General features: G+C 42.8%; 28 protein-coding genes, 1 tRNA gene and 1 pseudogene. All 30 read right to left on the reverse strand.

The window, feature by feature from the left end; all coding sequences use genetic code 11:
* Position 1: 1 nt before the first annotated feature.
* A complete protein-coding gene (locus RsY01_RS01735) occupies positions 2-328 on the reverse strand; it encodes a hypothetical protein (protein WP_094783841.1) in 327 nt (108 codons plus the stop codon).
* Between the two features lies 1 nt (position 329).
* Positions 330-608 (reverse strand): hypothetical protein, encoded by a 279-nt coding sequence (locus tag RsY01_RS01740; RefSeq protein WP_094783842.1) that lies wholly within the window; start codon positions 606-608, stop codon positions 330-332.
* An 11-nt stretch (positions 609-619) separates the two neighbouring features.
* Positions 620-784: a hypothetical protein gene (locus RsY01_RS10870; protein WP_157905761.1), complete on the reverse strand. Its 165-nt coding sequence runs from the start codon at positions 782-784 to the stop codon at positions 620-622.
* An 8-nt stretch (positions 785-792) separates the two neighbouring features.
* On the reverse strand, positions 793-2,007 hold the full coding sequence (locus RsY01_RS01745; RefSeq protein WP_094783843.1) for a hypothetical protein: 1,215 nt from the start codon (positions 2,005-2,007) through the stop codon (positions 793-795).
* A gap of 64 nt (positions 2,008-2,071) precedes the next feature.
* Positions 2,072-2,941 (reverse strand): N4-gp56 family major capsid protein, encoded by an 870-nt coding sequence (locus tag RsY01_RS01750; RefSeq protein ID WP_094783844.1) that lies wholly within the window; start codon positions 2,939-2,941, stop codon positions 2,072-2,074.
* An 11-nt stretch (positions 2,942-2,952) separates the two neighbouring features.
* Positions 2,953-3,612 carry a capsid assembly scaffolding protein Gp46 family protein gene (locus RsY01_RS01755; protein WP_094783845.1) on the reverse strand — a complete coding sequence of 220 codons (660 nt, stop codon included), beginning with the start codon at positions 3,610-3,612 and terminating at the stop codon, positions 2,953-2,955.
* A gap of 286 nt (positions 3,613-3,898) precedes the next feature.
* On the reverse strand, positions 3,899-5,509 hold the full coding sequence (locus tag RsY01_RS01760) for a minor capsid protein (protein ID WP_094783846.1): 1,611 nt from the start codon (positions 5,507-5,509) through the stop codon (positions 3,899-3,901).
* Positions 5,487-5,810, reverse strand: coding sequence for a ribosomal-processing cysteine protease Prp (locus RsY01_RS01765; RefSeq protein WP_157905762.1), 324 nt, complete (start codon positions 5,808-5,810; stop codon positions 5,487-5,489). Before RsY01_RS01765 ends, RsY01_RS01760 begins: the two co-directional genes overlap by 23 nt.
* Complete coding sequence (locus RsY01_RS01770; RefSeq protein ID WP_094783848.1) at positions 5,791-7,191, reverse strand: phage portal protein; 1,401 nt, start codon at positions 7,189-7,191, stop codon at positions 5,791-5,793. The genes RsY01_RS01765 and RsY01_RS01770 overlap by 20 nt, the downstream gene beginning before the upstream one ends.
* Positions 7,192-7,203: 12 nt before the next feature.
* Complete coding sequence (locus RsY01_RS01775; protein WP_094783849.1) at positions 7,204-8,487, reverse strand: PBSX family phage terminase large subunit; 1,284 nt, start codon at positions 8,485-8,487, stop codon at positions 7,204-7,206.
* On the reverse strand, positions 8,465-8,905 hold the full coding sequence (locus RsY01_RS01780; RefSeq protein ID WP_094783850.1) for a terminase small subunit: 441 nt from the start codon (positions 8,903-8,905) through the stop codon (positions 8,465-8,467). Before RsY01_RS01780 ends, RsY01_RS01775 begins: the two co-directional genes overlap by 23 nt.
* 205 nt (positions 8,906-9,110) lie before the next feature.
* Positions 9,111-9,182 (reverse strand) — tRNA-Met (locus RsY01_RS01785).
* Between the two features lie 134 nt (positions 9,183-9,316).
* Positions 9,317-9,805, reverse strand: coding sequence for an ArpU family phage packaging/lysis transcriptional regulator (locus RsY01_RS01790; RefSeq protein ID WP_094783851.1), 489 nt, complete (start codon positions 9,803-9,805; stop codon positions 9,317-9,319).
* 10 nt (positions 9,806-9,815) lie between these two features.
* A complete protein-coding gene (locus RsY01_RS01795; RefSeq protein ID WP_094783852.1) occupies positions 9,816-10,028 on the reverse strand; it encodes a hypothetical protein in 213 nt (70 codons plus the stop codon).
* A 2-nt stretch (positions 10,029-10,030) separates the two neighbouring features.
* A complete protein-coding gene (locus RsY01_RS01800) occupies positions 10,031-10,306 on the reverse strand; it encodes a hypothetical protein (RefSeq protein ID WP_167373207.1) in 276 nt (91 codons plus the stop codon).
* The gene (locus RsY01_RS01805; RefSeq protein ID WP_094783854.1) at positions 10,279-10,521 is read right to left on the reverse strand and encodes a hypothetical protein; all 243 of its coding nucleotides are present in this window, start codon (positions 10,519-10,521) and stop codon (positions 10,279-10,281) included. The genes RsY01_RS01800 and RsY01_RS01805 overlap by 28 nt, the downstream gene beginning before the upstream one ends.
* Positions 10,505-10,780, reverse strand: a complete 276-nt coding sequence (locus RsY01_RS01810) for a hypothetical protein (protein ID WP_094783855.1) — start codon at positions 10,778-10,780, stop codon at positions 10,505-10,507. Before RsY01_RS01810 ends, RsY01_RS01805 begins: the two co-directional genes overlap by 17 nt.
* Entirely contained in the window at positions 10,777-10,974 is a 198-nt protein-coding gene (locus tag RsY01_RS01815) for a hypothetical protein (RefSeq protein WP_094783856.1), read from the reverse strand. Before RsY01_RS01815 ends, RsY01_RS01810 begins: the two co-directional genes overlap by 4 nt.
* Positions 10,975-10,982: 8 nt before the next feature.
* Entirely contained in the window at positions 10,983-11,432 is a 450-nt protein-coding gene (locus RsY01_RS01820) for a hypothetical protein (RefSeq protein ID WP_133063184.1), read from the reverse strand.
* Between the two features lie 9 nt (positions 11,433-11,441).
* Complete coding sequence (locus RsY01_RS01825; RefSeq protein WP_094783858.1) at positions 11,442-11,627, reverse strand: hypothetical protein; 186 nt, start codon at positions 11,625-11,627, stop codon at positions 11,442-11,444.
* Positions 11,624-12,963, reverse strand: a pseudogene (locus RsY01_RS01830) (SNF2-related protein). The gene RsY01_RS01825 and the pseudogene RsY01_RS01830 overlap by 4 nt, the downstream one beginning before the upstream one ends.
* Complete coding sequence (locus RsY01_RS01835; protein WP_094783859.1) at positions 12,953-13,258, reverse strand: VRR-NUC domain-containing protein; 306 nt, start codon at positions 13,256-13,258, stop codon at positions 12,953-12,955. The pseudogene RsY01_RS01830 and the gene RsY01_RS01835 overlap by 11 nt, the downstream one beginning before the upstream one ends.
* Positions 13,255-13,443 carry a hypothetical protein gene (locus tag RsY01_RS01840; protein ID WP_094783860.1) on the reverse strand — a complete coding sequence of 63 codons (189 nt, stop codon included), beginning with the start codon at positions 13,441-13,443 and terminating at the stop codon, positions 13,255-13,257. The genes RsY01_RS01835 and RsY01_RS01840 overlap by 4 nt, the downstream gene beginning before the upstream one ends.
* A gap of 306 nt (positions 13,444-13,749) precedes the next feature.
* A complete protein-coding gene (locus RsY01_RS01845; protein WP_094783861.1) occupies positions 13,750-16,128 on the reverse strand; it encodes a DNA primase family protein in 2,379 nt (792 codons plus the stop codon).
* Positions 16,129-16,139: 11 nt separating this feature from the next.
* Complete coding sequence (locus tag RsY01_RS01850) at positions 16,140-18,056, reverse strand: DNA polymerase (RefSeq protein ID WP_094783862.1); 1,917 nt, start codon at positions 18,054-18,056, stop codon at positions 16,140-16,142.
* Entirely contained in the window at positions 18,053-18,331 is a 279-nt protein-coding gene (locus tag RsY01_RS01855) for a hypothetical protein (protein ID WP_094783863.1), read from the reverse strand. The genes RsY01_RS01850 and RsY01_RS01855 overlap by 4 nt, the downstream gene beginning before the upstream one ends.
* Positions 18,332-18,581: 250 nt before the next feature.
* Positions 18,582-19,142: a DUF2815 family protein gene (locus RsY01_RS01865; protein ID WP_094783865.1), complete on the reverse strand. Its 561-nt coding sequence runs from the start codon at positions 19,140-19,142 to the stop codon at positions 18,582-18,584.
* Between the two features lie 74 nt (positions 19,143-19,216).
* On the reverse strand, positions 19,217-20,383 hold the full coding sequence (locus RsY01_RS01870) for a DUF2800 domain-containing protein (protein ID WP_094783866.1): 1,167 nt from the start codon (positions 20,381-20,383) through the stop codon (positions 19,217-19,219).
* Positions 20,383-20,832 carry a hypothetical protein gene (locus RsY01_RS01875; RefSeq protein WP_094783867.1) on the reverse strand — a complete coding sequence of 150 codons (450 nt, stop codon included), beginning with the start codon at positions 20,830-20,832 and terminating at the stop codon, positions 20,383-20,385. Before RsY01_RS01875 ends, RsY01_RS01870 begins: the two co-directional genes overlap by 1 nt.
* Positions 20,822-21,073, reverse strand: a complete 252-nt coding sequence (locus RsY01_RS01880; RefSeq protein WP_094783868.1) for a hypothetical protein — start codon at positions 21,071-21,073, stop codon at positions 20,822-20,824. Before RsY01_RS01880 ends, RsY01_RS01875 begins: the two co-directional genes overlap by 11 nt.

Below are 21,073 nucleotides of genomic sequence, written 5' to 3' on the forward strand. Positions count from 1 at the left end.
ATCACATCCTTTTGATTAAGACCTTGGTATAATCTGGATATTTATCAATGCTTAAGACTGTGTGACTAGGTTTGGATCGTCCCGTTATGCTAATACCCCACCCCTCATGAGTATCCTCCCGAAAGAAATGAACATCTTCAAGGATTTGCTTAACCTGAGATAAGTCAGTGCCGTACTGCGACACGTCAAACTTGCTATTGACAGGCTGCACAATAGCTTGCAGGATTGCTGTCACTGACCATGACGTGACTTGATTTCCCTCGTCGTCTTTCGAAAAGGTCGGCTTAAATACCCAGACAGGTTGCAAAAACTTTTTAGAAAGCTGCATGTCAAAACCTCACAGCCTTCTGCGTCGGTTGAACCTTGACATATTTCTTGAGGGCTGCTCTGATCTCGTCAGGGATGATCTTACTCGCAAACTTGCGTGTCACATCTCCCTCAGACCTCTCAGTTTCGCCCTCAGTGCCCGCTAAATTATCTAGGGTATTTCTCAACCTAGTTTCATAAACGGTAATCACGGGGTGTTTTTCAAGCAGTTCAGCATATTCTATGTCATCTACTTCCAGAAAATCCATAATAAGGAGTGCTGCATCGCCATAATCAGACATTTTGCCACCCCCTATTTTTTAACGTCTTTTTCGACTTTAGCCTTTTCAGTTTCAACTGGCATAGCTTCATAGAAATTGCCATTCAACTGCCACGGCTCAATCTCAACCACTTCACCCGGCTTTACTTCTTTGCCATTGATGATGTGGTTAAAATCGCCTTTGATTTTAACTTTCATACTGCTCCTTATCTATTATCGTTTAACCAAGAAAATACTAAAGCTAACAGCGCCGACTTAGATGCGCTTGATATATAAGATATCTCTTTTATATCAAGCCACGCTTTAATATCGGGTATAGTATTAGCATCTGTTGGTACATCTTCAGTCTGCGGTACTGTTGCTACTTTAATACTTCTAATTTTAGTATTAATTGGATGACCGTTAGTAATGTCATCTTGATTACCGTCCCAAGTTGATTGATTGTATAGTGTTGGTTGTAATGTAACAACTTCAACACCTGATGGCACTCTCCAATATCCTACAACCTCAATCCAATCTTCATAATCGTTTAAATTAGATGCTTTAACATTCACATTTGCAATAAACGGATATGTGCTCGTACCATCTGCTTTTTTACATCTAAAGCCAACACCAATCTTCAAAGGATGTACTTCATCAATTTGCGAACCGTCAGAATAGGTCACCCCATCAAGTTTTATCTCAAAGCTGCCTTTTACAAGTGTACCTCTAAGTTCATCCGTATTAGCCATAGGATTCTCGAGATAATTAGTGCGAGCGGAAAACACCATGTGACGACCATCCGCATCAGTCTCAATAATACTGCTAGCTAATAAGCTAGTCGCCCAGTTCGTCAAAATGGTTGGCGCCTCATACAAATCAGCGCCACCAGTAAACGCACTAGTCCCAACATTGCCAAAGAAACTCTCAGTGACCGTGTCCCACATGCCGTAGACATTATCAATCAAACGACGAACTGGCACAAGATTTTGAACTAAAACGCCTTCTTTTGTGATACGAAATGCGTAGATAATCCCAACAAATCTACTGCCAACTGTACCGTTATCATTTCTACCAAAAATAGAGATAGGTACTGGTGTTGTAGGTGCAGACGATACTATCGTGCTAACGAGTACATCGTCAATATAAGTCAAATTATTAACCTTGCTTATTGTGTGCCTATCCGTGTCAAGAGATGAGGATATGGTGAAAATTTCCTTATTATCGCCGTAATCACTTCGATATTTTCCATCATTTGCGGACGAAAAGAAACAGAATGCTGAGGATGACACACTTGCTCTTGCACCAAACAAAGCACGGTCACCCTCATTTTTCGTCGATTGAAAGTCCGCAAAAACTTCTATATCTCCGATTTGATTAATGCCCGTGTCGATATAAACACCCGCACTTGAAGCCTCAGATATCAGCCCATCAACCGCCACGTAATCAGATGGAATTACAGACGGTTTGTCGGTCTCGCCGTCGCCCCCTCCACTGGGGGGCGTATTAGGGCGTTGTTTCTACAAATTTGACGATTTTAGTTTCATCGTACAAGTAAGCGCCGTAGTGTTCGTCCGCATTGATTTCAGTTGTTTTCGTGTTGATGTCGCGATCAGCTTCAACTTGGATATCACGTTTCATGACAATGCGCAAAGCTGGTTCGATTTCTTCTGTCTCTGGGTCAGCAGTGATTTTAAAGAGAAAACCAGGTGTTGTAATTTTTGCAGAACGGATAATATCAACACCAAGGATATTTGCAAAAGCACCTTTGATTTGAATGTTTGCAGTCACATCCGCACCTTTATTTGCTGCCAAGAACTCGTCACGTAAAGCTGTGGCATTTGCTGGCGTTGTGATCAAAAGCATGTTTTGATAATCTTCATCAGCAAAAACGTCAATAGCAGCTTGTAATTTAGCCAATTTTAACACGCCTGTACCAGACACGATGTGCTGAGTTGTCTCAGATGCTGCGGCGATTAAATCCGTGTCGATTTTACCAGCGATAGCTTTAGCTAACTGGTCAGTTGCTTCACCAAATGGGTCACCAATTGCAGAGAGACGAGCTTCATCTGTGATTTTCACACCTTTAGCAGCTTTTTTAATGGTCATCTGTTTAGTTGATGATTCCATTTTAGTTGTCGGAATTGCTGCACCTTCGGCCACATCTTCCGCATCACCAATGTATGACCATGATGGGACTGTAATCGTGTTACCGGGTTGACCGACAAGCGTTGTGTCTACTTTAGCAAGTGCGATGAAACGCAATTTGTGTGGGATTTTAGCTGAAATCATATCAGCCATGACTTCGGGTACGACAGTATTTTCTACTTTTGTTGTACCAACATCGAAAAGTTTAAATTTGAATTGTTTGTTCATGATTTCCTCTTTCATTTGTTTTGTTGAGACAAGCTATTGTAGAGCTCGCGATTATTGTTGTAGAGCTCAGTCTTTTGTTCATAGCTCATCTTAGCGAATGATTCTTTTGTAGCCGTTGCAGTACCTTTGGCGCCACCAGCTGGATTGATTGCAGAGTCCGCTAAGCGTTTTTTGACACCATTTTCAATCCCTGAAGCAATCTCTTTTATGACAAATTCTGAAATTGCGTCGATTGATGCCGTCATAGATTCTTGGCTTTCAAAGTTCAAAACGTTGATAAATTCTTTATTCAGCCCTTTTTCAACCAATAATTCTTTGGCTTCAAGTGTCAATTCACGTTTGCTGAGTTCTGCTTCCTTCTGCGCCTGTGCTTGCTGTGCCTTTTGTTGCGCTTCAGCTTCACGGTCTTCTTTGGACAGTTTAGCTTGACGCAGTGCATCAGCTACAGCAGCATCAATCGCTTTCTGGTTGTCAGCTCTGGATTTCTCCAAAGCCTGCGTCACACGGCGGTCTGTTTCCGCTTGGAGGAGTTTTTCGTGCTCCTCTTTTGAGATCCCTCCTTCAGCTCCTCCTGAGTTCGCACCAGTACCTTCTGGTGGTGTTCCTCCACCGTCAGCACCTTCTGCGCCCTCGTCAAAAAGTCTAAATTTGAAACGTTTTTCATCTAGCATAATTTCTCCTATACCCTGCCGTTCACGATCGTGCCCACCAGTTTATTTTTGATTGTGGTAGTTTAACGACCGCCCCCAGTCATGAGTACACAAAAATAGCGGAAAGCTCTCGCCTTTCGCTATTCTCATACTATTATTTTACCTCTGATTTTTGTATTGTGAGTCTGCTAAAAGTCCATTTGCATTATTTATCCAATGGGTGTATAATTAAAGTAAAGAAAGAGCCGCCCAGACCGCCAGCATTCCAATCTTCAACACATGAAGTAGGTCAGGGAGCCTCTTTTTTTTATTTTCTTTTAAATATATCAATAATAGTTTTGTCATTTACAATAATTAACGTATCTAAGTCCTTAATATCTGGAGAATTAAAAATTCTACCCATGCTATTTAGGATTTCTTCTACATCTATTTCATATTTTTCGATGTTGATGATTACTTTTGGGGTTTGTTTCAATGCCCTTTTTATTACTTGCTTGAAGTTCTCGACACTACCTCCATTGTTTTTAGGTTTAGGTGTTTTTAACTCAAATAATTCTCCGTTAAATAAATAATCTGGATTTTTCGTATACTTTGGATTATGAATCTCTGGAAGCAATTCAACGCGTCCGCCAAAATTGTCCACCAATACGTGAGCTACTTTATGTTCAAACTCATCATGGCTAAATGTCACATCACTACCATCAACTGTATAAATCTTCTCATCAATTGTTCTGGACATACTCTCAACAACTTCTGCACCCTCTTTTTTGTTGACCAACCACTCATCTTTCACACTCTCGTAAGGCTTGGGTCTAGGCATTGGCGTTGGCAACGATTGCTGTGGTTCTGGCAAACTAATAGACGCAACTGGTGTTGCTATTTCATCGAAGACCAAGACAACAGTCGACCGACACCATGGATGTAGTGGTGGGAAATTCTCGCCAACTTCAGCAGTTTTCACATCGTACTTTTTCCCGTTGTGGTCCCGACAAATCTGAGATGTCCGACTATCAAGAATCGCCACCAACTTATACTGTCCGTCTGAAAAATTCTCACGCCATCCAAGCAGCTTACCATAGTTATACTGATGATTGGCTTCCGTGCGGATTAGGCGTTCTGCTATTCCTCTGGATACTTGAAATTCATACTCAATGACCTTGCGCATGTCCCGTTCACTCATGCTAGATAATTCTTTCATCGTGAACAGTTTCTCGAGACGTTCGGCTAGTCGGTCAGTATTGCCCCAGATACGTTTGGAATAGTTACTCCCCAACCAATTCTTTTCAATCGCTTGTTTGACTTCCTTTTGCGGTAGTTCTTTCAGGCGATTTTTTACGGACTCGACTTCTTTTTGGTAGGCTTCACTTTTAGTCTTTCCAAGTGCCTGAGATGATTTTGTTAGCTCGTTTAAGTTTCTGGATGCACCATCAGCATTTTGTGCCGCTATGACCTCGCCTTGTCCACTCAGATACGCTTCTTTGACAGTTCCGGTCAATAGCTCCTCTAAGGCACTCCGATGCACAGGAGCCGTTTCCTGAGCCATAATGAAAGCCTTGGTTTTGATGATGTCCAGACGATTGATTCTATGCTTCAAAGCCTCAGCGTTCAGCCGGGCTTGTATCTTAGATTTGACTAGCTTATTAGTCGTCCGGTCACGCATCTTGGCAAGCTCTGCAATCTCATCGGGATTGGCACGTTGCTGCAAAAACTCTGATATCTTATCATTATCCCAACCAGTCCGCTGTCTCATGCGTTTCAGCAGCTTAATATACTCGTCATAGAGAGATTGCTGAGCTCCGTTATAAGCAGCATTGACCACCTTAGACGTATGAGTTGCTGACTTCTGGACAGTAGCTTCCTCTAAGACCGCTCGACGTTCCCAGTAGCCTAAATCATCAATCTTGACCTTTTTCTTCATGCTCAATCGTCACCACCTCTACGCTCTCAGGATTTTGCTCAGCAATCACGGTCAGCGAGTGAGTTAAGCTGCGCAGTAACAACTGACTATCATGCTCAATTTCGTTGACAATGAAGACAGCAAAGCCGATTGATGTCTTTGCTTCGAAGTCCTTGATAGCTATTAAGTTTTCCAAAGCCTCACGCGTCATCTCGACCATGCCCGTGATAGCTGTGCAGATATCTGTCCGTGTATGCCCAATCAGGATAACCTTTTGGATAGTATCAGCCTGATTGTAAATCTCAATCTTCACTTTCGTCATCGTCTGTCTCACTTTCCTTTTTCTCATCTTCAAAACCAGTCGAAGCGCCTAATATCTGCTGATTGACCTCAATACTTTCCGCTTTCTGTTCACGCAGCTGTTCAATAATCTGGCTCGGGTCATCTACATCAGGCAACCAAGAGAGCGAGTGTTGTAGTGGAATAAACTCTTGTGACTGTGAGATGTTGCTGATAATCTCACTCAGATTGGCCGGAATAAACGGGGTCATCTTAATCTCGATGTTCGTGATGTCTACTTCTTTAGCAAGTTTCACTTTGATGATAGCCTGCAGTAGCTCCAAACGCTTGCGAATCCCTTTGATAAAATAGCGCTGCTTCATGCCAAGATTATTGAGTAGACCAAAGATTTTCCACTTCATCGCCTCGCCTGAGATGTTGCCGGCAAAGTCCTTGTCATTGAGATTAGGCGTGTTGCTAATTTCATGTAAATCTTCTTTGATACGATTGGCCAATATCTCGACCTGTGTTTCGTCTAGTGGATTGGTCAAGAACTCTGTGCGACCCGCTGGGTCTGGCACGTCAATTGCCATCTGCTCACCCTTGGCATCGTTAGTGTCATTGATCGCATCGACAATAGAGTAGCCATAAGCCACAAGAATTGCCTGCAAGTGGGCTTCTTTATCGTTTAGTCGGTCAGTTGTGAGCGTGTTATACGCATCAATCAGATCAATGACCGGTTCAAAGTCGCCTTGTTTTTCTTCATTATTTCGGAACTCAATGAGTGGTACTTTGCCATAAGGGTTTTCCTTTACTTCAAGCTCTGTGACTTTCTTCATGTCGAGCTTTTGCACGGTATAGAAAGTCAGAGTAGTAGCCGCATAGATTTCAACTTCATAGCCAGCAGACTTATTATTTAAGTCGAAAGTCTCAAAGTACCGCACACCAAACATGGCTTCTTTGTCAAGCGTGTCGTCCGTGACAACGAATGAACCACGTGGGTCAATCTTTTGCACCATGATTTTGGTCTCATCATCTCCTATTGGTTTCAAGTAGTGTAATTCGTTCGAGTAGCCAAAAACAGACAGGTCTTTCTCAAGCTCGACGTCGTGGCCCTCGATATCGACTTCTTTGAAGACGTCCAGTAGTGGCTCAATCTCGTCTGTACTTGAGTAGCTGACGGCATTTCCGGTGGCGAATGCGACATTCAAATCAGTAATCTTTTTAGCCTCATTGACCACGGTATTCTTGTAGACGTCCTTGTCATACGTTTTAGACTTGATGTCATGATTGCCGTCGTAATAATTATTTAGCCTTTCAAGCCTTTTGAGTTCGGCTTGATGTAATTCAATACAACGTGCGACGACTTCAGCGGTTGGATTATTTGGGTCAGGAACAAACTTCCTTGCGATAGTGATAGACATATTTTCTCCTTGTTAAATTCTTCGTTTGATGATGCCTGCTTTGGCCTTGTAGCCTTTACTTCTATGTTCAATCGCATAGCGTATAGCATCAATGACGTGGTTGTATGAGTCAACAGGTTCATTCGTGTACTCGCCTGTCTTCTTATCTTTCTTCCAGGTATAATTTTCCAACTCCTCAATCAGCTTGACACATCGGTCATCAACGATCAATTCATATTGCAGTAACCACTGGATGCCTTGACGGATACTGTCAGGGCCTTTTTTAGCTGACCTTATTCGACTAATCCCTTTGGTCTTAATCTCGACAATAGATTTTTGCTCAGCTGAATCAGCTGTGATGATCTCTTTCATATATCCTAGGTCTTTGATCATGCTGGCTATCTCATCATTCAGCATCCCTTTTTTCGTGAACTCCTCGAGAATATAAACACGCTTATTCTTTTCGTCAACTTTTACATGAATAAAAGCTGAAGGGTCATTTACATAACCAAAGTCAAGCCCAAAGTCTGATTCAAGCTTTCTTAACTCAGGACTACTTTTATCAAGCCTACGCTTCATGTAAGTCGGGAATACCAACTTATCCAATGTCGCAAACTCACCTAAAGCGTAAATGCGGTAATAAGCTGGGTTACGCTTCTTTAGTTCTTCGATGACTTTTTTGTTGTCCTCATCAAGGAATCTATTATCAGTGTATGTTGAGTGATAGATGGCTGTGCGTTGCAAGTCAACGTTTGATTCCTCGCTGAAAAAGTATTTAAAAACCCAGTTCAATTTCGATACTGGGTTAAACATTAGGAAGATCTGTCTGTCTCTGTGTTTTCTTTCGCGCAAGCGCAGTGTAAGCTGCGTATAGTCTTCCAGAGTAAACTCGGTCGTTTCCTCCATGACCACATCAGAGATGCCTTTGATTGACTTGATTTTCTCGGGATCGTCCATGCCCTTGAAAAGAAACTCAGAGCCGTTAGGTAAAGTAATACGAAAATCCGTATTGTTTACTTTACACTTATCAAGCAAGTTCCAATCACTCAGACAGGCTTTGACATCTTCAAAAATCGAATCCTTGATTGACCGACCGACCTTCCGAGTGAACAAGACTTTTCTAGGGTGCCGCCATGGCTGGCAGGCTTTGAACACAATCTTTTGGACTACGCCATGAGACTTGCCACTTGATGCGCCACCGTAATGGACTTCCGTGAACTTAGAGTAATCCCGCAAACTGTTGTAGTATCTTTTATTAAAGACCCTTGAAGGGAAGTTGAATTCTAGGATGATATTACGTTTCTTCGTTTTCAGCATCCCACTCACCAACCTTGATAACAATATCGCCTGATTGCAAGTCAACTTTATCAGTGAACAACGCATGTCGTTTGCCAAGCAGTTCAGCAGCTTTCAGTCTATCTTTTGCACCAACATCAATTTCAGTAATGCCTTGATTTCCCTCTCCCAAGCCTATCAGCGTTTGTTCAGTCTGATTACCACGCATTACAGAGGTCAGAAACTCTAGGACTTCCTGTGCATCTGCTGTGCGCTCGTTGTGCATTATTTCAAGCTGCTCGTCTATATAAGCTTTGAGCTTAGCATTTGTTAGCAGTCTACTTGCATTAGCTGCTGCAACTGAATCTTTCTTGACGTTCGGATAAGCTATTTTATAGGCCCTCGTTCCGTTCAAATCTTTTAAGTATTCATCTGCGAAAATTCTCTGCTTGTCTGTCATGTTATCACCTCTTTTCTGTACGAAAAAAGCCTAGGAATATTATTCCAAGACTTAATCCGCATTATTTAAACAATCAGGGAGGCCAGACTTGAACTGACCGTATACCGCGGCTGCTTATATCCCCAACATCAGTCTTTCCTGATAGTCAAAAAATCACTTTAGACTCTAGCGGTTGCTTATTAAGGCGATCCCGCACTGGCCTTAATTCGGGAAGCGGGACTCGAACCCACGACCTCTGGCGTATGAGACCAGCAAGCTACCACTGCTCTATTCCCGTTTAATAGCAGGCTAACCTGCTTTGGTATTTGTAGCGTATGGAAAAAGTATGTTTGTAATCAAAAAACCAAAGGAGGAACCACCGGTGCTATCCACAAATACCATACTACAATTTTAGCACCCATTTTCGAAAACTTAGTCTGCTAAAAGTCCATTCTGAACTGCTCTAGGTATTTCCCCATTGTGCCAAATCTCTGCAAATTCGCTCACGGCATTCGGTAGGCCCGTTTCATAGTACCAGGCTTTTTCGTAGTGGACCGCTGTCCAAATCTCCTCGTCTGAGTGCTGCTCAAGATAGCGCATTGTCAAGATGACAGCTGACACAATAGAACACTTTCTGACAGAGTTGTATATTTCATCAACCTGCTCCCGATACTGTTCAGCTTGCTCCTTAGCTGTGAGATAGTGAATGACCCTATCTTCTGAAGCATTGCCCAACTTTTGAGACTTGGGCTCAGAAGACATCGTTGGACTTTTCACCCCAGGCGGCTTGATGGCCAACATGCTTTTTGCACGCCGATCAAGCACGATGTAATCAGACAATACTTCTTTAGCCTTTTCAATAATCTGCTTGCGCTCATCATCTGACCATCGCAGCCTTTCAAATTCTTCTAATTTGCTCAAGTTAGCCCCCTTAAATTAATCTGTTATTTACCAGTAAGTCTGATAAATAGTTCAAATTTTTCTCGCTCTTTTCGTCGTCCAGATCAAATTTGCCTACAGCTGACAGCCTGCGCATCAAGTTTGACACGCCGTGCCTAGAGAAGTCAAACGTTTCAGTGTAAGTCTTGCCGTCCTTTGCTTTGATATACCGGATGACCTTACTGCCCTGAATCCTAATTTTCATTTCTACTCCTCTCGCATTTCTATGTTGAATTCTTTTATGACTAGATTGATAAAATACACAGGTATTTTATCCTTAGTTTCAAATAACTTAGAATCAAAAATTTGTAACTGCATTCCGTTCAGTTCGTCGATTAAACTAAAACCAGCTATATTTCTAAGTGCACTATCTAGCCAATTTAATGCTACCCATTTGCTAGTTGATTCAAATAGAGATACAGAATCGTACTTTGTTGTGCAAACACTGAATTTACTCATTCCACCACCTGTTTTTCTAGCCAATCAATCTTCAGCATGATCCCGTCTTGTACTTGTCTGAGACCTGTCTCGATCTCTTTGTCTTTGGTTTGCATCGCTGCGGTCAAATTATCGACACGCTTTTCAAGTTGCTCCTGTTTTGCTTGGATCGCATCTAGTCGACAATCTGCTTTGTATCCCCAGTAAACGATGCAGGCGCCGATGATGATGGCAGACAGCGCTTCAAATAGCTTTTTCATTCGTCACCTCCTTGATACCCAATTTACCAAGTTCAGTAGTTGTATCAAAATGCCATATCTCAACCGTTTCATCTGTTTCAATTAGTTTGATCTCGGCCATTTTGATTTTGCAGTGCTTGTCATACTTCGCCAAAAATCGTTTGATCTCAGGAAAGGTGTTGAAATACCACTCTTGGCCGTTCCAGATGACACAATCAAAGATACTGAAAGGATATTCAAATGCTACTTTATACTTCCTGCCTTCTTTGATGTCGCTCATTCAATTACCTCAAGTGTTTCTATATCGATCGGACACCAGAATTCCAGTATCGCATACTCATCGTTTAATTCCACAAAGTCGCCAACGATTACACCATCGACATACCAGCCGTGGATATATCCGTCTTCATCCATGAAATCGCTAAATAATTCTTGCGCAATTTCTGGATCTTTTGGTTTTGCTTTAAATTTCATTCGATCACCTATTCCTTAGCCTTGTTAGATCTGCACCAATTCAAGAAATCTTCAAGTGTTGTTCCCTCTTGTTCACAAACTTTTGTCAATTTGCGCATATCCCACGTGCTGTTTGGTTTAAGCGGTGCAAATGTTTTGATATCATAGCCACCTGTTAAACACTCCGCGTCTGCCCGCGTGTAAATTTTCTCATAGTCAATCATTTTTTCTACCTCAACTTCTATCCAATAGGAATTATGGAACTTTTTACCATCATGAATTTGAAATGCTGGACTGCTCCGGTAAGTCTTACCAGTGTTGATGTCCGTTGCTAAATCGCCAGGCATGATGGTGAAATCTCCCGCACCGCGCTTGACGCCTTTTTCTGTCTCTACAAGAGATGGCACAAGCTTTCCATTGTGATATAAATTATTGTCACGGGCTGGCCACATCTTCCTTGCCACTTCTACACTTTCCATGTTGTCACCTCAGTCCTCCGATAATTCCAAATTGTTGTCAATATCATCTTGACGATTTGAGATGATGTAATCTCGTAGATCTTCGAAGTCTTTGAAGTCTATTGGACAAGTGAAGATAAATGATCCACTAATTGAGATTGTCAGCTCCTCGCCTTTTTCTGCGTAGGGTGCCCCTGTATATTCTTGGTCTGTCATTCTTTCACCTCTGCTTTCACAGCTTCCATCAGTGCTTCTTGTACTGTAATTTTCCCCTGCAACACTTGCAGCGCTCGTTCATCTTCTGTATCTTTGGTGATAATATGATGGACGATGACAGACTCAGTCTGACCTTGTCTGTCAAGTCTTGCATTAGCTTGCGCATAATATTCAGCGCTCCAGTTGATGCCATACCAAACAATAATGTGACCGCCAGCTTGTAGATTCAGGCCATGACCACTACTTGCTGGGTGTGCAATCATCAAAGGGATTTCTTTATTATTCCAAGCAGTTATTTTATCTGTTGAAATTTCTTGTGCTTCAGGGTACCAACTCAGTAGTCTTTCACGGTCAAACTTGAACCAGTAGAAAACTAAAATTGGTTGCCCGTTAGCTTCTTCGATGACTCTATCCAAGGCTTCTTTTTTACGGCTGTGAATGTCTAGGACATTTTTGTCCGTATCATAGACAGCCCCTTGCGCCAATTGCAGCAATTTATTACCTAGACTAGCTGCATTAGGTGCCATTATTTCTTGATTGGCAATTTCTAAAATATAGTCCTTTTTAAGCTGCTGATATTGTTTACGTTCACTAGCTGAGAGTTCAACCTCAATCACATTATCAACTCTTTCAGGTAAATTGAGGTGGTCTTTAGCTCGCATACTAACTGCGTTTTTACTAATTTTTCCATAGATTAATTCATCAGCCCCATCTCTTAATGCCCACTTGTAGACGATATGTCCGCTAGCTTGTGCTGGATAGAAATAAGTAGCTCTAAACTTAGTCACAGATGACCCAAGACTTTCGCCACGATCCACAGTATACATTTGTGGCCATAAATCCAAAAGACTATTGGGCGCTGGCGTTCCTGTTAGTCCCACCATCCGTTTTACTCTTGGTCTAATTTTCCGCATCGCCTTAAACCGCTTAGTATTAGTAGCTTTAAATCCTGACAGCTCGTCAATCACGATGGTGTCAAAATCCCACTTATGATTTTCAGTCAACCAGACAAAATTTTCCTTGTTGATGATGTAGATATCGGCATCAGCTTCAAGTGCTGCCAAACGTTGTTTCTGATTGCCAATAATTAAACTGGAAGTCAGATCTTTGAGATGATCCCATTTCACAATTTCTTTTGGCCAGGTATCTTTGGCAACAGTCAAGGGGGCAATAATCAAGCACTTGCCAAGTAGCCCAAAATCGCTTAATTCCTTGATAGCTGTAAGAGATATTAAAGTCTTACCTAGAGACCCATGTCAAGCAATAACGCTGATGACTCATGCGTCAAAATGAAATTAACGCAGTAGTCTTGATAATCATGTAATTTAGCTTCCATGGAGATAATCACCCCTTTTCTGTAAGTCAGCCATCAATTCATCAACTTCATAGAAAGTGCTGACTACGGCTGTACTGATTTTTTGATATTCTAATTCTTTTAGCCAATATCGCTGTAAGGCGTTAGGTTCTTTTCCGGGGCGCTTCAACTCAACAAAAACAGTCTGTCCACCATAGATTATGATCCTGTCAGGCACACCTTTTGTGGAGGGGCTCGTGAATTTGAAAGTGATTCCGCCCAAAGCTTTTACTTTATTGATTAAACGCTTTTCGACGTCATTTTCAAGCTGCATCATTCGTCCTCCGGTATTTTCTCAATAGTATACTTTACTAAGTAGGAATCCCACACCGGGATCACATCTATTTTGCATACTCTCCAGCCTTTTGGCCAACCTTGCTTGAACTCCCTGAGAATACGCCTCAGATCTGGCATACTTTCTGCCAGTTCAGCCTCCACTAAGGTGGTGATTTCATCGCTCATAATTTCCTCCCTTGTTCCAATGTTCCATTTTTTTTTGAAATATTCTTATATACACATTTACACCTATATTTTTAAACTTTTTTATACCTTATTCTATTATTTACCCTATATATAAATAAAAGTGGAACATTGGAACAAACTCCCTTTAAAACCTTTAAACTTGCGTATTAGAAATGTTCCAATTTTGAGTTTTTTTGTTCCAATGTTCCACTTTTAGAACTAGATTCTGAAACTCACTACTTTAAATTACTGATTTAATTTTCAAAACTGGAACAGTAATTGGAACAAAAGTGGAACAGATTTTTTTTACTCGAAATCAGTGATAATAGGTTTGAGTTCTTTAACCACCCATCGAGGGTTTTTAATGCCATTTACTCTTTGCTTAACCTTTTCGTGGCCCAGTTCCACAACCCTGTCATAGAACTTATTACGCCCAAGTGGCTTGTAGTTGCTGGACATCGAATATGATTTGTAGGCACTGAAAAGGTCAGCGGCTTCGGTGTAGCTATCCAATACTGTTTCAGTGGCTTCTTTGATAAACATCGCAACAGTATCATTCCCTTCAAGCCAATCTTGCAGTTCTGCTTTCATGGAATCTGTTTCTGTGAATGTACCGCGTTTAAGCGCCTCTCTGAAATATTGCATCGCCTTGTTAAAAATGCCCGGTGTTTCTTGCAGTATCACTTCCAAAGGGAATTCCTTCATCATGGCTGCTGTAACTTTCACATCCATCTTGATAATCATTGCACGTCTGGCCAAACCACCTGAATGGTCAGTCATTGCTGGCATAGAATTCATGGAGAATGTCAGTTTTGCAAAATTTCTAAACCAAAACTGTTTTTCATTTTTAGGGTTGGCATAAATGGGATCATCGCCTGTTAATTTTTTAAGTAGGCTACCATCTTTTAGGAATTCAGGCTTTGCATCAGCATCAAAATTGGCGGTCTTTCCGAATAATACAGGCATCGCATGTGGTTCTTTTATCAAAGCTTCCAAACTTACCGCACTTGTAGCCTCATCACCAATCATATCTTGCATAATTCTGATCAATGTTGACTTACCAGTCCCACCAGATCCATATAGAAACAAGATCTTTTGAAAATTGTAAATACCATAGAAGAGAAAGCCTATCCACTCATAAATCGTAGCTTTATTCTCACCAACAACCACATCCAGATAACCATCAAATATCGGGCAATCTGCATCGGGATCATATTCTATAGGGTGACAACTCCTTGCGTATAAATCGGGATCAAACCCTGGAGAATATTTCCCGGTGTGAATATCATAGATGCCATTTTTCAGCACAATCAAATTCTGAGGTTTTTCAGGCATCTTGCCTGCCACATGTGACTCAGTTTTAATGTTTTTCATCGTCTCACCTAAATGGTTTCGCCGAGTCAACTTCTTCAATTTCACGCGCCCAGTATAGCTTTCAATGAAGTTTTCACCGTTGCTGCGCCACATCCCACGTTTCCTATCATAATAAGCAAATTCAGTATCATTATAGAAGATGGGGATTTCTTTGGTGATTCTTTTCGCTAGCGTGTTGTAATCAATAATAGGTGATCCATTCTGGCTATACTGCAACCAACTTTGGTCATCTTCATCTATAACTTCCGTATCAACGTATTCATCAAAATCACTTTCAGCCTCACCAAGTGCAATCTTGTCAACCTCAGATTTTATCGTGGGAATCTTATTTACAAACTCAGTCATTGCCTTGTTACTCGGCAGCCGACTGACTGGCGGTCCCTCTTTTGCATCATCATCCAGCTCAACGAATTTGTGAATCCGGACCATGTCCCATGCATTAACCAACTGCTCCCCTGCCGGATCTGTTGAGTGATGGCTGTAAGCAAACTTGTCATCGTACACGACAAGCCCACCACTCGTTGACCCTTCGGCATAGGTCCAGCGGTCTGGCTGTTCCGTAGGTGTATAAACCTCTGGGATAAATTCTGCGACGGCCTCAGAAATCGTGAACTGTCGACAGAATACCCCAATCAAGCCCGGTTTCTCTGTTGGCTCTCCTGCCTTTTTTACATCGCGCGCCAGCAACTTTTTAGCCTTGGGTAGTTCGGGCCAATAGCTGATATCAGTCCAATCGGGATATTCGTTTAAAATCTCATCAGGGTCTAGAAAATCTGCGTCGTTGGTTTCAAAGACGTACTCAGCATCTCTTGAATGGCTTGACCAATACATCAGCCGCTCAGGCTGATAAGTCGTGTCATCAAAATTATCAAGTCCCAGATTATCCGCTATTTTTAGCGCAATCGGCACATACTCGTCTGATGTCACAGGCCGTGACAGCGGGATGATGATGCGGTACCGTGGTTTCTCAGGTCGATGACTGTGCGTACTATAAAGTAAAGCTGCGCAGTCGTACATCATGAGAAAATCTTCCCACAGGTCCTTGCGCGGGCTGTCTGCATCTAGCGTAATCATTGAACGCTGAACGACGTGCCCTTTCTTACGTTGACCATTGGCCAAGTGCCCAGCCACAAATCCACCAACATCTTTTACGTCGCTTTTCTGGGCAGTGGTCATCTTGGTGTACTCTGCCACCGTCTCCTGCGTGACCGTTGGTTCCCTGAGGCGCTTTTGAAAATCCGACCAACTGATGGCCTGGTTTTTCCATGCTTTGGCCCTCGAACTATTTGCCACAGATAGCGATAAATTCATGCTATCTCCTCCTAATCTTTCATATAGAAATCTGACCTAAATCCCGCGGCAGCAAGCGGAAGACCTTCGGCCCACTCCGGATTAACTGCCATCAGCTCATTAATTTCATCAATATTTGTTGCACCCTTCGGTACATCAATGATCACTTCATCGTGCACATGGGCTACTATCTTATAACCAAGTGCTTCAAGTCTCAGCATGGACTCACCTAAGACATCACGGGCGGTTGCTTGTACGATGTTTTCGACTAACTTACCGCCGTAGGTGTCAAGTTTCTGGAAGGTCGAACTTGCCATAATTTTGCCTTCATAGCGAATACGATCACCTTCAAGTGTTGCGTTCGCATAGGCGATTGATCGGCCATTGGGGAGCTCAATCATCAGGAAGTGATCACGCACGTAGAATTTAATGCCGGTACCTCTTAGTGACACCTTAGTACCAAATTCTAGGGCGCGTTTGGCAGCTTTTTCAACTCGCTTCCAAAATCTAACGATATTTGGATTAGCCTTACGCCAAGCATTCACTAGCCCCTGAAGTTCCTCTTCTTTGATACCCATGTTTAGCGCACCCATCGCTTGCAATGCCCCAGTGCCACCTTGATAGCCAAGGGCAAGCGTTGCCACTTTACCACGCTGACGCATGGCCTTATCTACCTTATCTACACCGCCTAAATGGAACATCTGATCAGCCGTGGCCTTGTAGATGTCATGACCCTCACGGAAGGTATCAAGTACCCATTCTTCTCCAGCAAGCCATGCGATCACACGTGCCTCAATTGCTGAGAAGTCACTCACGATGAACTCATGGCCATCACTTGGAATAAGTGCTGAACGGATGAGACTTTTTAATACTTCAGGCACATCGCCCCAGAGGATGTCCAGCGCTTCGCTGTCTTGAGCTTTGACAAAGTCTCTGGCCTGACCCAACTCGTCGGGCTTTAAGCTCCCACGAGGTAGATTCTGGACTTGCAGTAAACGGCCAGCCCATCGACCTGTCCGACTCGCGCCATAAAATTGTAAGATGCCATGAATCCGCCCGTCTTGACAAGTTGCACGCGCTAGCATGTCATATTTTTTGATACTTGAGTTACTTGTCGCCTGACGTAGCAAGAGGGCGTCACGGACAATCTGAGGCGTTTGATTATTGGCAAGGATTTCATCCACTTGCGCTTTCCCAATGGAAGCTACTGCCACACCTTGCGTGCCAAGCCAATTTTTAAGCTGCATCACGCTGTTGGGATTAGCTAGCCCTGTTATCTGTTGCAGCTTGTCTTTTGCCACGACAGATGCCACCCCATCTAGATCAAGTGCTGCGTAGACTAAATCCATATCTACGCCAATGCCACGATCGTTAATACGTTGGTCTAATGCCCAGAGTTCCCACTCACTGCTAGCAATTGGATAGGCTTCAAGTTCATCAGCGATAGACATTTCAGTCCGTACATCTTGTGCCACATAAGACCTAAATAGTTCCCAGTCTTCTGAGTCATAATCATCATTGAACATACCATCTTTTTGAGGGATACAGAACTTGCGAATCAATCGTTTACCTTCTGTATCTTTCTGTTGAGGTACTTTCAAGTATTTGGCCATCTGTTCCAGACTGGCTGGAAGTCCAAGCTCCATCCCCCATATCATAGTATCTCGCCACTGTTCCGGCGGAAGCGGTCTTCCCATAGCCCTCGCGATACAAGTCCGTTCAAAGGCTGCATTGAAGGCAATCTTAGTGACAGACGGATCAGTTAAGGCACGATTAACCTCAAGAGGTACATCCTCACCAGATGTAAAGTCGACCACCTCAACTACTCCACCATCGACAGAGTAAGCAAAGAGCAGAATTGCAAAGTCTTCAGAGTCAACATATTTACGGACGCCGTACTTGATTTCATTGCTGCTTCTAGTTTCAATATCAATATTTAAAGTCTTCACGTAATATCACCTACCTTGCAGCCTATAATTTGTGCCACCCTCCAAGCTGATATTGCCCCATCGTAAAGGTCGTAAACACCTGGGAACCTTTTTCCGCCTTTCCCTTTCAAAGTCCCCCATCCGCAAGAAGGTACAATAGCTAACAATCGCACAAATGCTTCTCGAGTTTTAGGGTGTTTCGCGTTTTGATTCCAATTTGAGTCCCGTAGCATTTTTGCAACATCAAATATTTCAAGGTTGTTATCGTCTAGGTATTTAGCAAAGTTAGTTTTCATCACATTTTCACCTGCCTATAAACTCGACCTGCATGCTTATAACCTTCTTCCCCGCGCTTCTGCATATATTGGTCAAAGACCTCATCGACCTCTAGGAGCGTCTTGACATAGTCACAGCTCTCCAACCATGCTTTTATCTGCATAGGGTCAACTGTGGTGTACTCGCACAGCTTGCTTATCGCAGCGATACACCTATCAGGTGTGACAGTATTATATTCAATAGGTCTCAGCATTATGCCACCTCTCTGTCTTACATCAAATCGTCATCTTCTTCATCAAGTTCGAACTCGTCAAAGTCAGCGTCAGCACTTGAGCGACCACCAAGGAACTCGCCATCTTTGATAATTTGAACATTGTTAAGACCACCACTGATCCCTTTATTGCCGGCAGCGCTGTAACCAAAGAAGTTAATTGATACACGAGCATAAACACCAGAGTAGACACGTTCTGGGTCATCTACTGGCTGTTTAAAGCGGTCAATAATACCTGGTTTGCCAACGCTTGAGCAGTTAATGAAGTAGTGACCTGGTACTTTAGGATTGCCATCATCATCAAGTTCTTCATCACCATCTCGAAGAGGCTCTTTAAGATTGGCAGGGATTTTCCCATTCCATTTCGATTTTCCAGCTTCTTTGGCAGCTTCAATGGCATTTTCAATTTTGCCAAGTGTGGCAGTATCTTCTTTAGGGATCCAGAGCTGTGCGCTGTATTTCATGTCGCCACTTGGTGTTTCCCCTGCTTCAAGCAAGTGAACAAAGCTAAGGCGAACGATTCCTGTGATTACTTTAGTTGTGCTAGGTTTTGTTGTCATGATAATTTCTCCATTTTTTCTATTAGTTGTTTTAAATTCAGACTCCGGAGATCCTCCAGGGTACCAAATACCCATTACTCAAAATCCTTTACAGCTTGGCTGTGACTGGATATTTCAGGGCGTTTGTCAGTCTCAACGACGAGTGTAGGCTTCCCTTCTGGTTTGACAATGATATCATTCAGTAGGTCGCCAAATTGCTTCTTACCAACCATTTTTTCAATGGCGGTAAGTGTTAGCAGTTCGCGAGGTTTAAAGATTTCAGTGAAGCCGGCGTCGGTTAAAAGACTAGCTGCGACATCGGCATTTGTGATTTTACGATTGCTTCTACCAGCAACAAGTTTCCATCCAGGGAAATGCTTGCCCTCGTCTCGAGCCTGCACCAGTGCATATTCCTCAACATCTTCAAGCCACTTCTTAATTTCTTTTGCTTGACTGAGAACGTCTGAGATAGCCTCTGTTTCAAGTTCGTTGCTATCTGCAAAATCATACTTGATTGCGTTCTGTAAATTCTTGTCTGCACGCGCCTTGCAGACAGCCTTAGCCGGACACCACTGGCAAGCTTTATCGCTTGGAGCATAATCACCCTCACCCGCCATAGCAAGCTCAGCACGTGGCTTGACGAAGGTCTCAGCCCAGTCCAACAGCTCCTCCACAGATAACTCATAAGTTGAAGTGTCGTAGAGTCTCGGCTGATGGATGGTCATGCGCACGGTGTCAAAGTCATAGGCCATGTTAAATTCGTAGTAAGTCCCTAGGGCATACAACATCAATTGCGTGTTCTCAACTGCAGACACCGGCACGCCTTTGCCAAATTTCAAATCCACAATATGCAGTATAGAATCAGTCATAATCACGACATCACTTGTCCCGTAGCCATCAGGTACCCAGTCACTAAAATTCACGCGCTGTTCAAGTTCAACTTCCGGATGGTCATAAGTTGCGACGGTTTCGTTAACAAATCCGACATAATCGTCAACAAATTCCTCAAAACTGGTAGAATAGTACTCGTTTTCGGCTTTGAACTTCTTCAACTGTGCATTAAGCTTTCGCTTCGTAATCTTTCCCGTGTCGAATGACAGCTTCAACTCAGCAAGGGCATGTGCGGCTGTCCCTTCTGCCGTGAAAGTTGTGTCTTTTCTCTCCTTGTCGTAAGGGGCCGCAAAGACAACACTTGGGGTACAATGAAGCCACCTTGATGAGCTTGAGGCACTAAGTATTGCGTGTTCTTCTGGTGTTGCCATTACTCACCCCCACTCAATTCGTCAAGACCTTTGTCAAAATCAGCAAATTTTTCGGGTGGCAGTTCGCCAAGTTTAGGGACATCAAATGCCGCAAGCAAGGCTTTAGCCCCATCCCGATTTCCAGATTTGATAATTTTGCCCATTTTCTCGCGCAAGTCATACAAGGTAACACCTTCAGCTTTATCATTAGCCTTGCTAACTTCTTTTTTCACGGCTTTAGGCTTAGGCTTCTCTGATGCCTTTTCATGGATCACATCATCTGGTGGTGTGCCCTCAGCTTTAATGTTAGATGGTTTAGCATTCGCTACTTTTGTTGCTGGTGACTCGCTTGGCCACTCTGTGGCAGATTGGTGGACTGTGTTACTCAGCCACTTAACAGACTCTTGAATTTCTTCGTTAGTGTCCGCATTGATAATGATTTGAACCCGTGGGTAATTTTTATTTTGCATTTTCTTCCTCCAAAGCTTTTTTAGCTGCTTCAATCAGTGATTCCCATCTAAAGTAGACCGTATCACCCGATGGCATTCTGATGATTGGTGCTCTTTGTCCCAATGAAATGCATAACTCATACACTTCGCCCGATTCATCTTTCTCATCGCCAATGTACTCACGCAAAATTAACGCGCCTTTTTCAATTATTCCAGCAGTGACTATGACATCTTTTGTTATTGTTTCGCTATTTTCAGCCAT

The sequence above is a fragment of the Pseudolactococcus reticulitermitis genome, from assembly GCF_002260845.1.
Taxonomy (GTDB): Bacteria; Bacillota; Bacilli; order Lactobacillales; family Streptococcaceae; genus Pseudolactococcus; species Pseudolactococcus reticulitermitis.

Bases quoted from the DNA above. Each gene is read 5' to 3' on its own strand.
- RsY01_RS01735 (WP_094783841.1), bottom strand. From the start codon at position 328: ATGCAGCTTTCTAAAAAGTTTTTGCAACCTGTCTGGGTATTTAAGCCG.
- RsY01_RS01740 (WP_094783842.1), bottom strand. From the start codon at position 608: ATGTCTGATTATGGCGATGCAGCACTCCTTATTATGGATTTTCTGGAA.
- RsY01_RS10870 (WP_157905761.1), bottom strand. From the start codon at position 784: ATGAAAGTTAAAATCAAAGGCGATTTTAACCACATCATCAATGGCAAA.
- RsY01_RS01750 (WP_094783844.1), bottom strand. From the start codon at position 2,941: ATGAACAAACAATTCAAATTTAAACTTTTCGATGTTGGTACAACAAAA.
- RsY01_RS01755 (WP_094783845.1), bottom strand. From the start codon at position 3,612: ATGCTAGATGAAAAACGTTTCAAATTTAGACTTTTTGACGAGGGCGCA.
- RsY01_RS01760 (WP_094783846.1), bottom strand. From the start codon at position 5,509: ATGAAGAAAAAGGTCAAGATTGATGATTTAGGCTACTGGGAACGTCGA.
- RsY01_RS01765 (WP_157905762.1), bottom strand. From the start codon at position 5,810: ATGACGAAAGTGAAGATTGAGATTTACAATCAGGCTGATACTATCCAA.
- RsY01_RS01770 (WP_094783848.1), bottom strand. From the start codon at position 7,191: ATGTCTATCACTATCGCAAGGAAGTTTGTTCCTGACCCAAATAATCCA.
- RsY01_RS01775 (WP_094783849.1), bottom strand. From the start codon at position 8,487: ATGCTGAAAACGAAGAAACGTAATATCATCCTAGAATTCAACTTCCCT.
- RsY01_RS01780 (WP_094783850.1), bottom strand. From the start codon at position 8,905: ATGACAGACAAGCAGAGAATTTTCGCAGATGAATACTTAAAAGATTTG.
- RsY01_RS01795 (WP_094783852.1), bottom strand. From the start codon at position 10,028: ATGAAAATTAGGATTCAGGGCAGTAAGGTCATCCGGTATATCAAAGCA.
- RsY01_RS01805 (WP_094783854.1), bottom strand. From the start codon at position 10,521: ATGAAAAAGCTATTTGAAGCGCTGTCTGCCATCATCATCGGCGCCTGC.
- RsY01_RS01810 (WP_094783855.1), bottom strand. From the start codon at position 10,780: ATGAGCGACATCAAAGAAGGCAGGAAGTATAAAGTAGCATTTGAATAT.
- RsY01_RS01815 (WP_094783856.1), bottom strand. From the start codon at position 10,974: ATGAAATTTAAAGCAAAACCAAAAGATCCAGAAATTGCGCAAGAATTA.
- RsY01_RS01820 (WP_133063184.1), bottom strand. From the start codon at position 11,432: ATGGAAAGTGTAGAAGTGGCAAGGAAGATGTGGCCAGCCCGTGACAAT.
- RsY01_RS01825 (WP_094783858.1), bottom strand. From the start codon at position 11,627: ATGACAGACCAAGAATATACAGGGGCACCCTACGCAGAAAAAGGCGAG.
- RsY01_RS01835 (WP_094783859.1), bottom strand. From the start codon at position 13,258: ATGATGCAGCTTGAAAATGACGTCGAAAAGCGTTTAATCAATAAAGTA.
- RsY01_RS01840 (WP_094783860.1), bottom strand. From the start codon at position 13,443: ATGAGCGATGAAATCACCACCTTAGTGGAGGCTGAACTGGCAGAAAGT.
- RsY01_RS01845 (WP_094783861.1), bottom strand. From the start codon at position 16,128: ATGAATTTATCGCTATCTGTGGCAAATAGTTCGAGGGCCAAAGCATGG.
- RsY01_RS01855 (WP_094783863.1), bottom strand. From the start codon at position 18,331: ATGAAAACTAACTTTGCTAAATACCTAGACGATAACAACCTTGAAATA.
- RsY01_RS01865 (WP_094783865.1), bottom strand. From the start codon at position 19,142: ATGACAACAAAACCTAGCACAACTAAAGTAATCACAGGAATCGTTCGC.
- RsY01_RS01870 (WP_094783866.1), bottom strand. From the start codon at position 20,383: ATGGCAACACCAGAAGAACACGCAATACTTAGTGCCTCAAGCTCATCA.
- RsY01_RS01875 (WP_094783867.1), bottom strand. From the start codon at position 20,832: ATGCAAAATAAAAATTACCCACGGGTTCAAATCATTATCAATGCGGAC.
- RsY01_RS01880 (WP_094783868.1), bottom strand. From the start codon at position 21,073: ATGGCTGAAAATAGCGAAACAATAACAAAAGATGTCATAGTCACTGCT.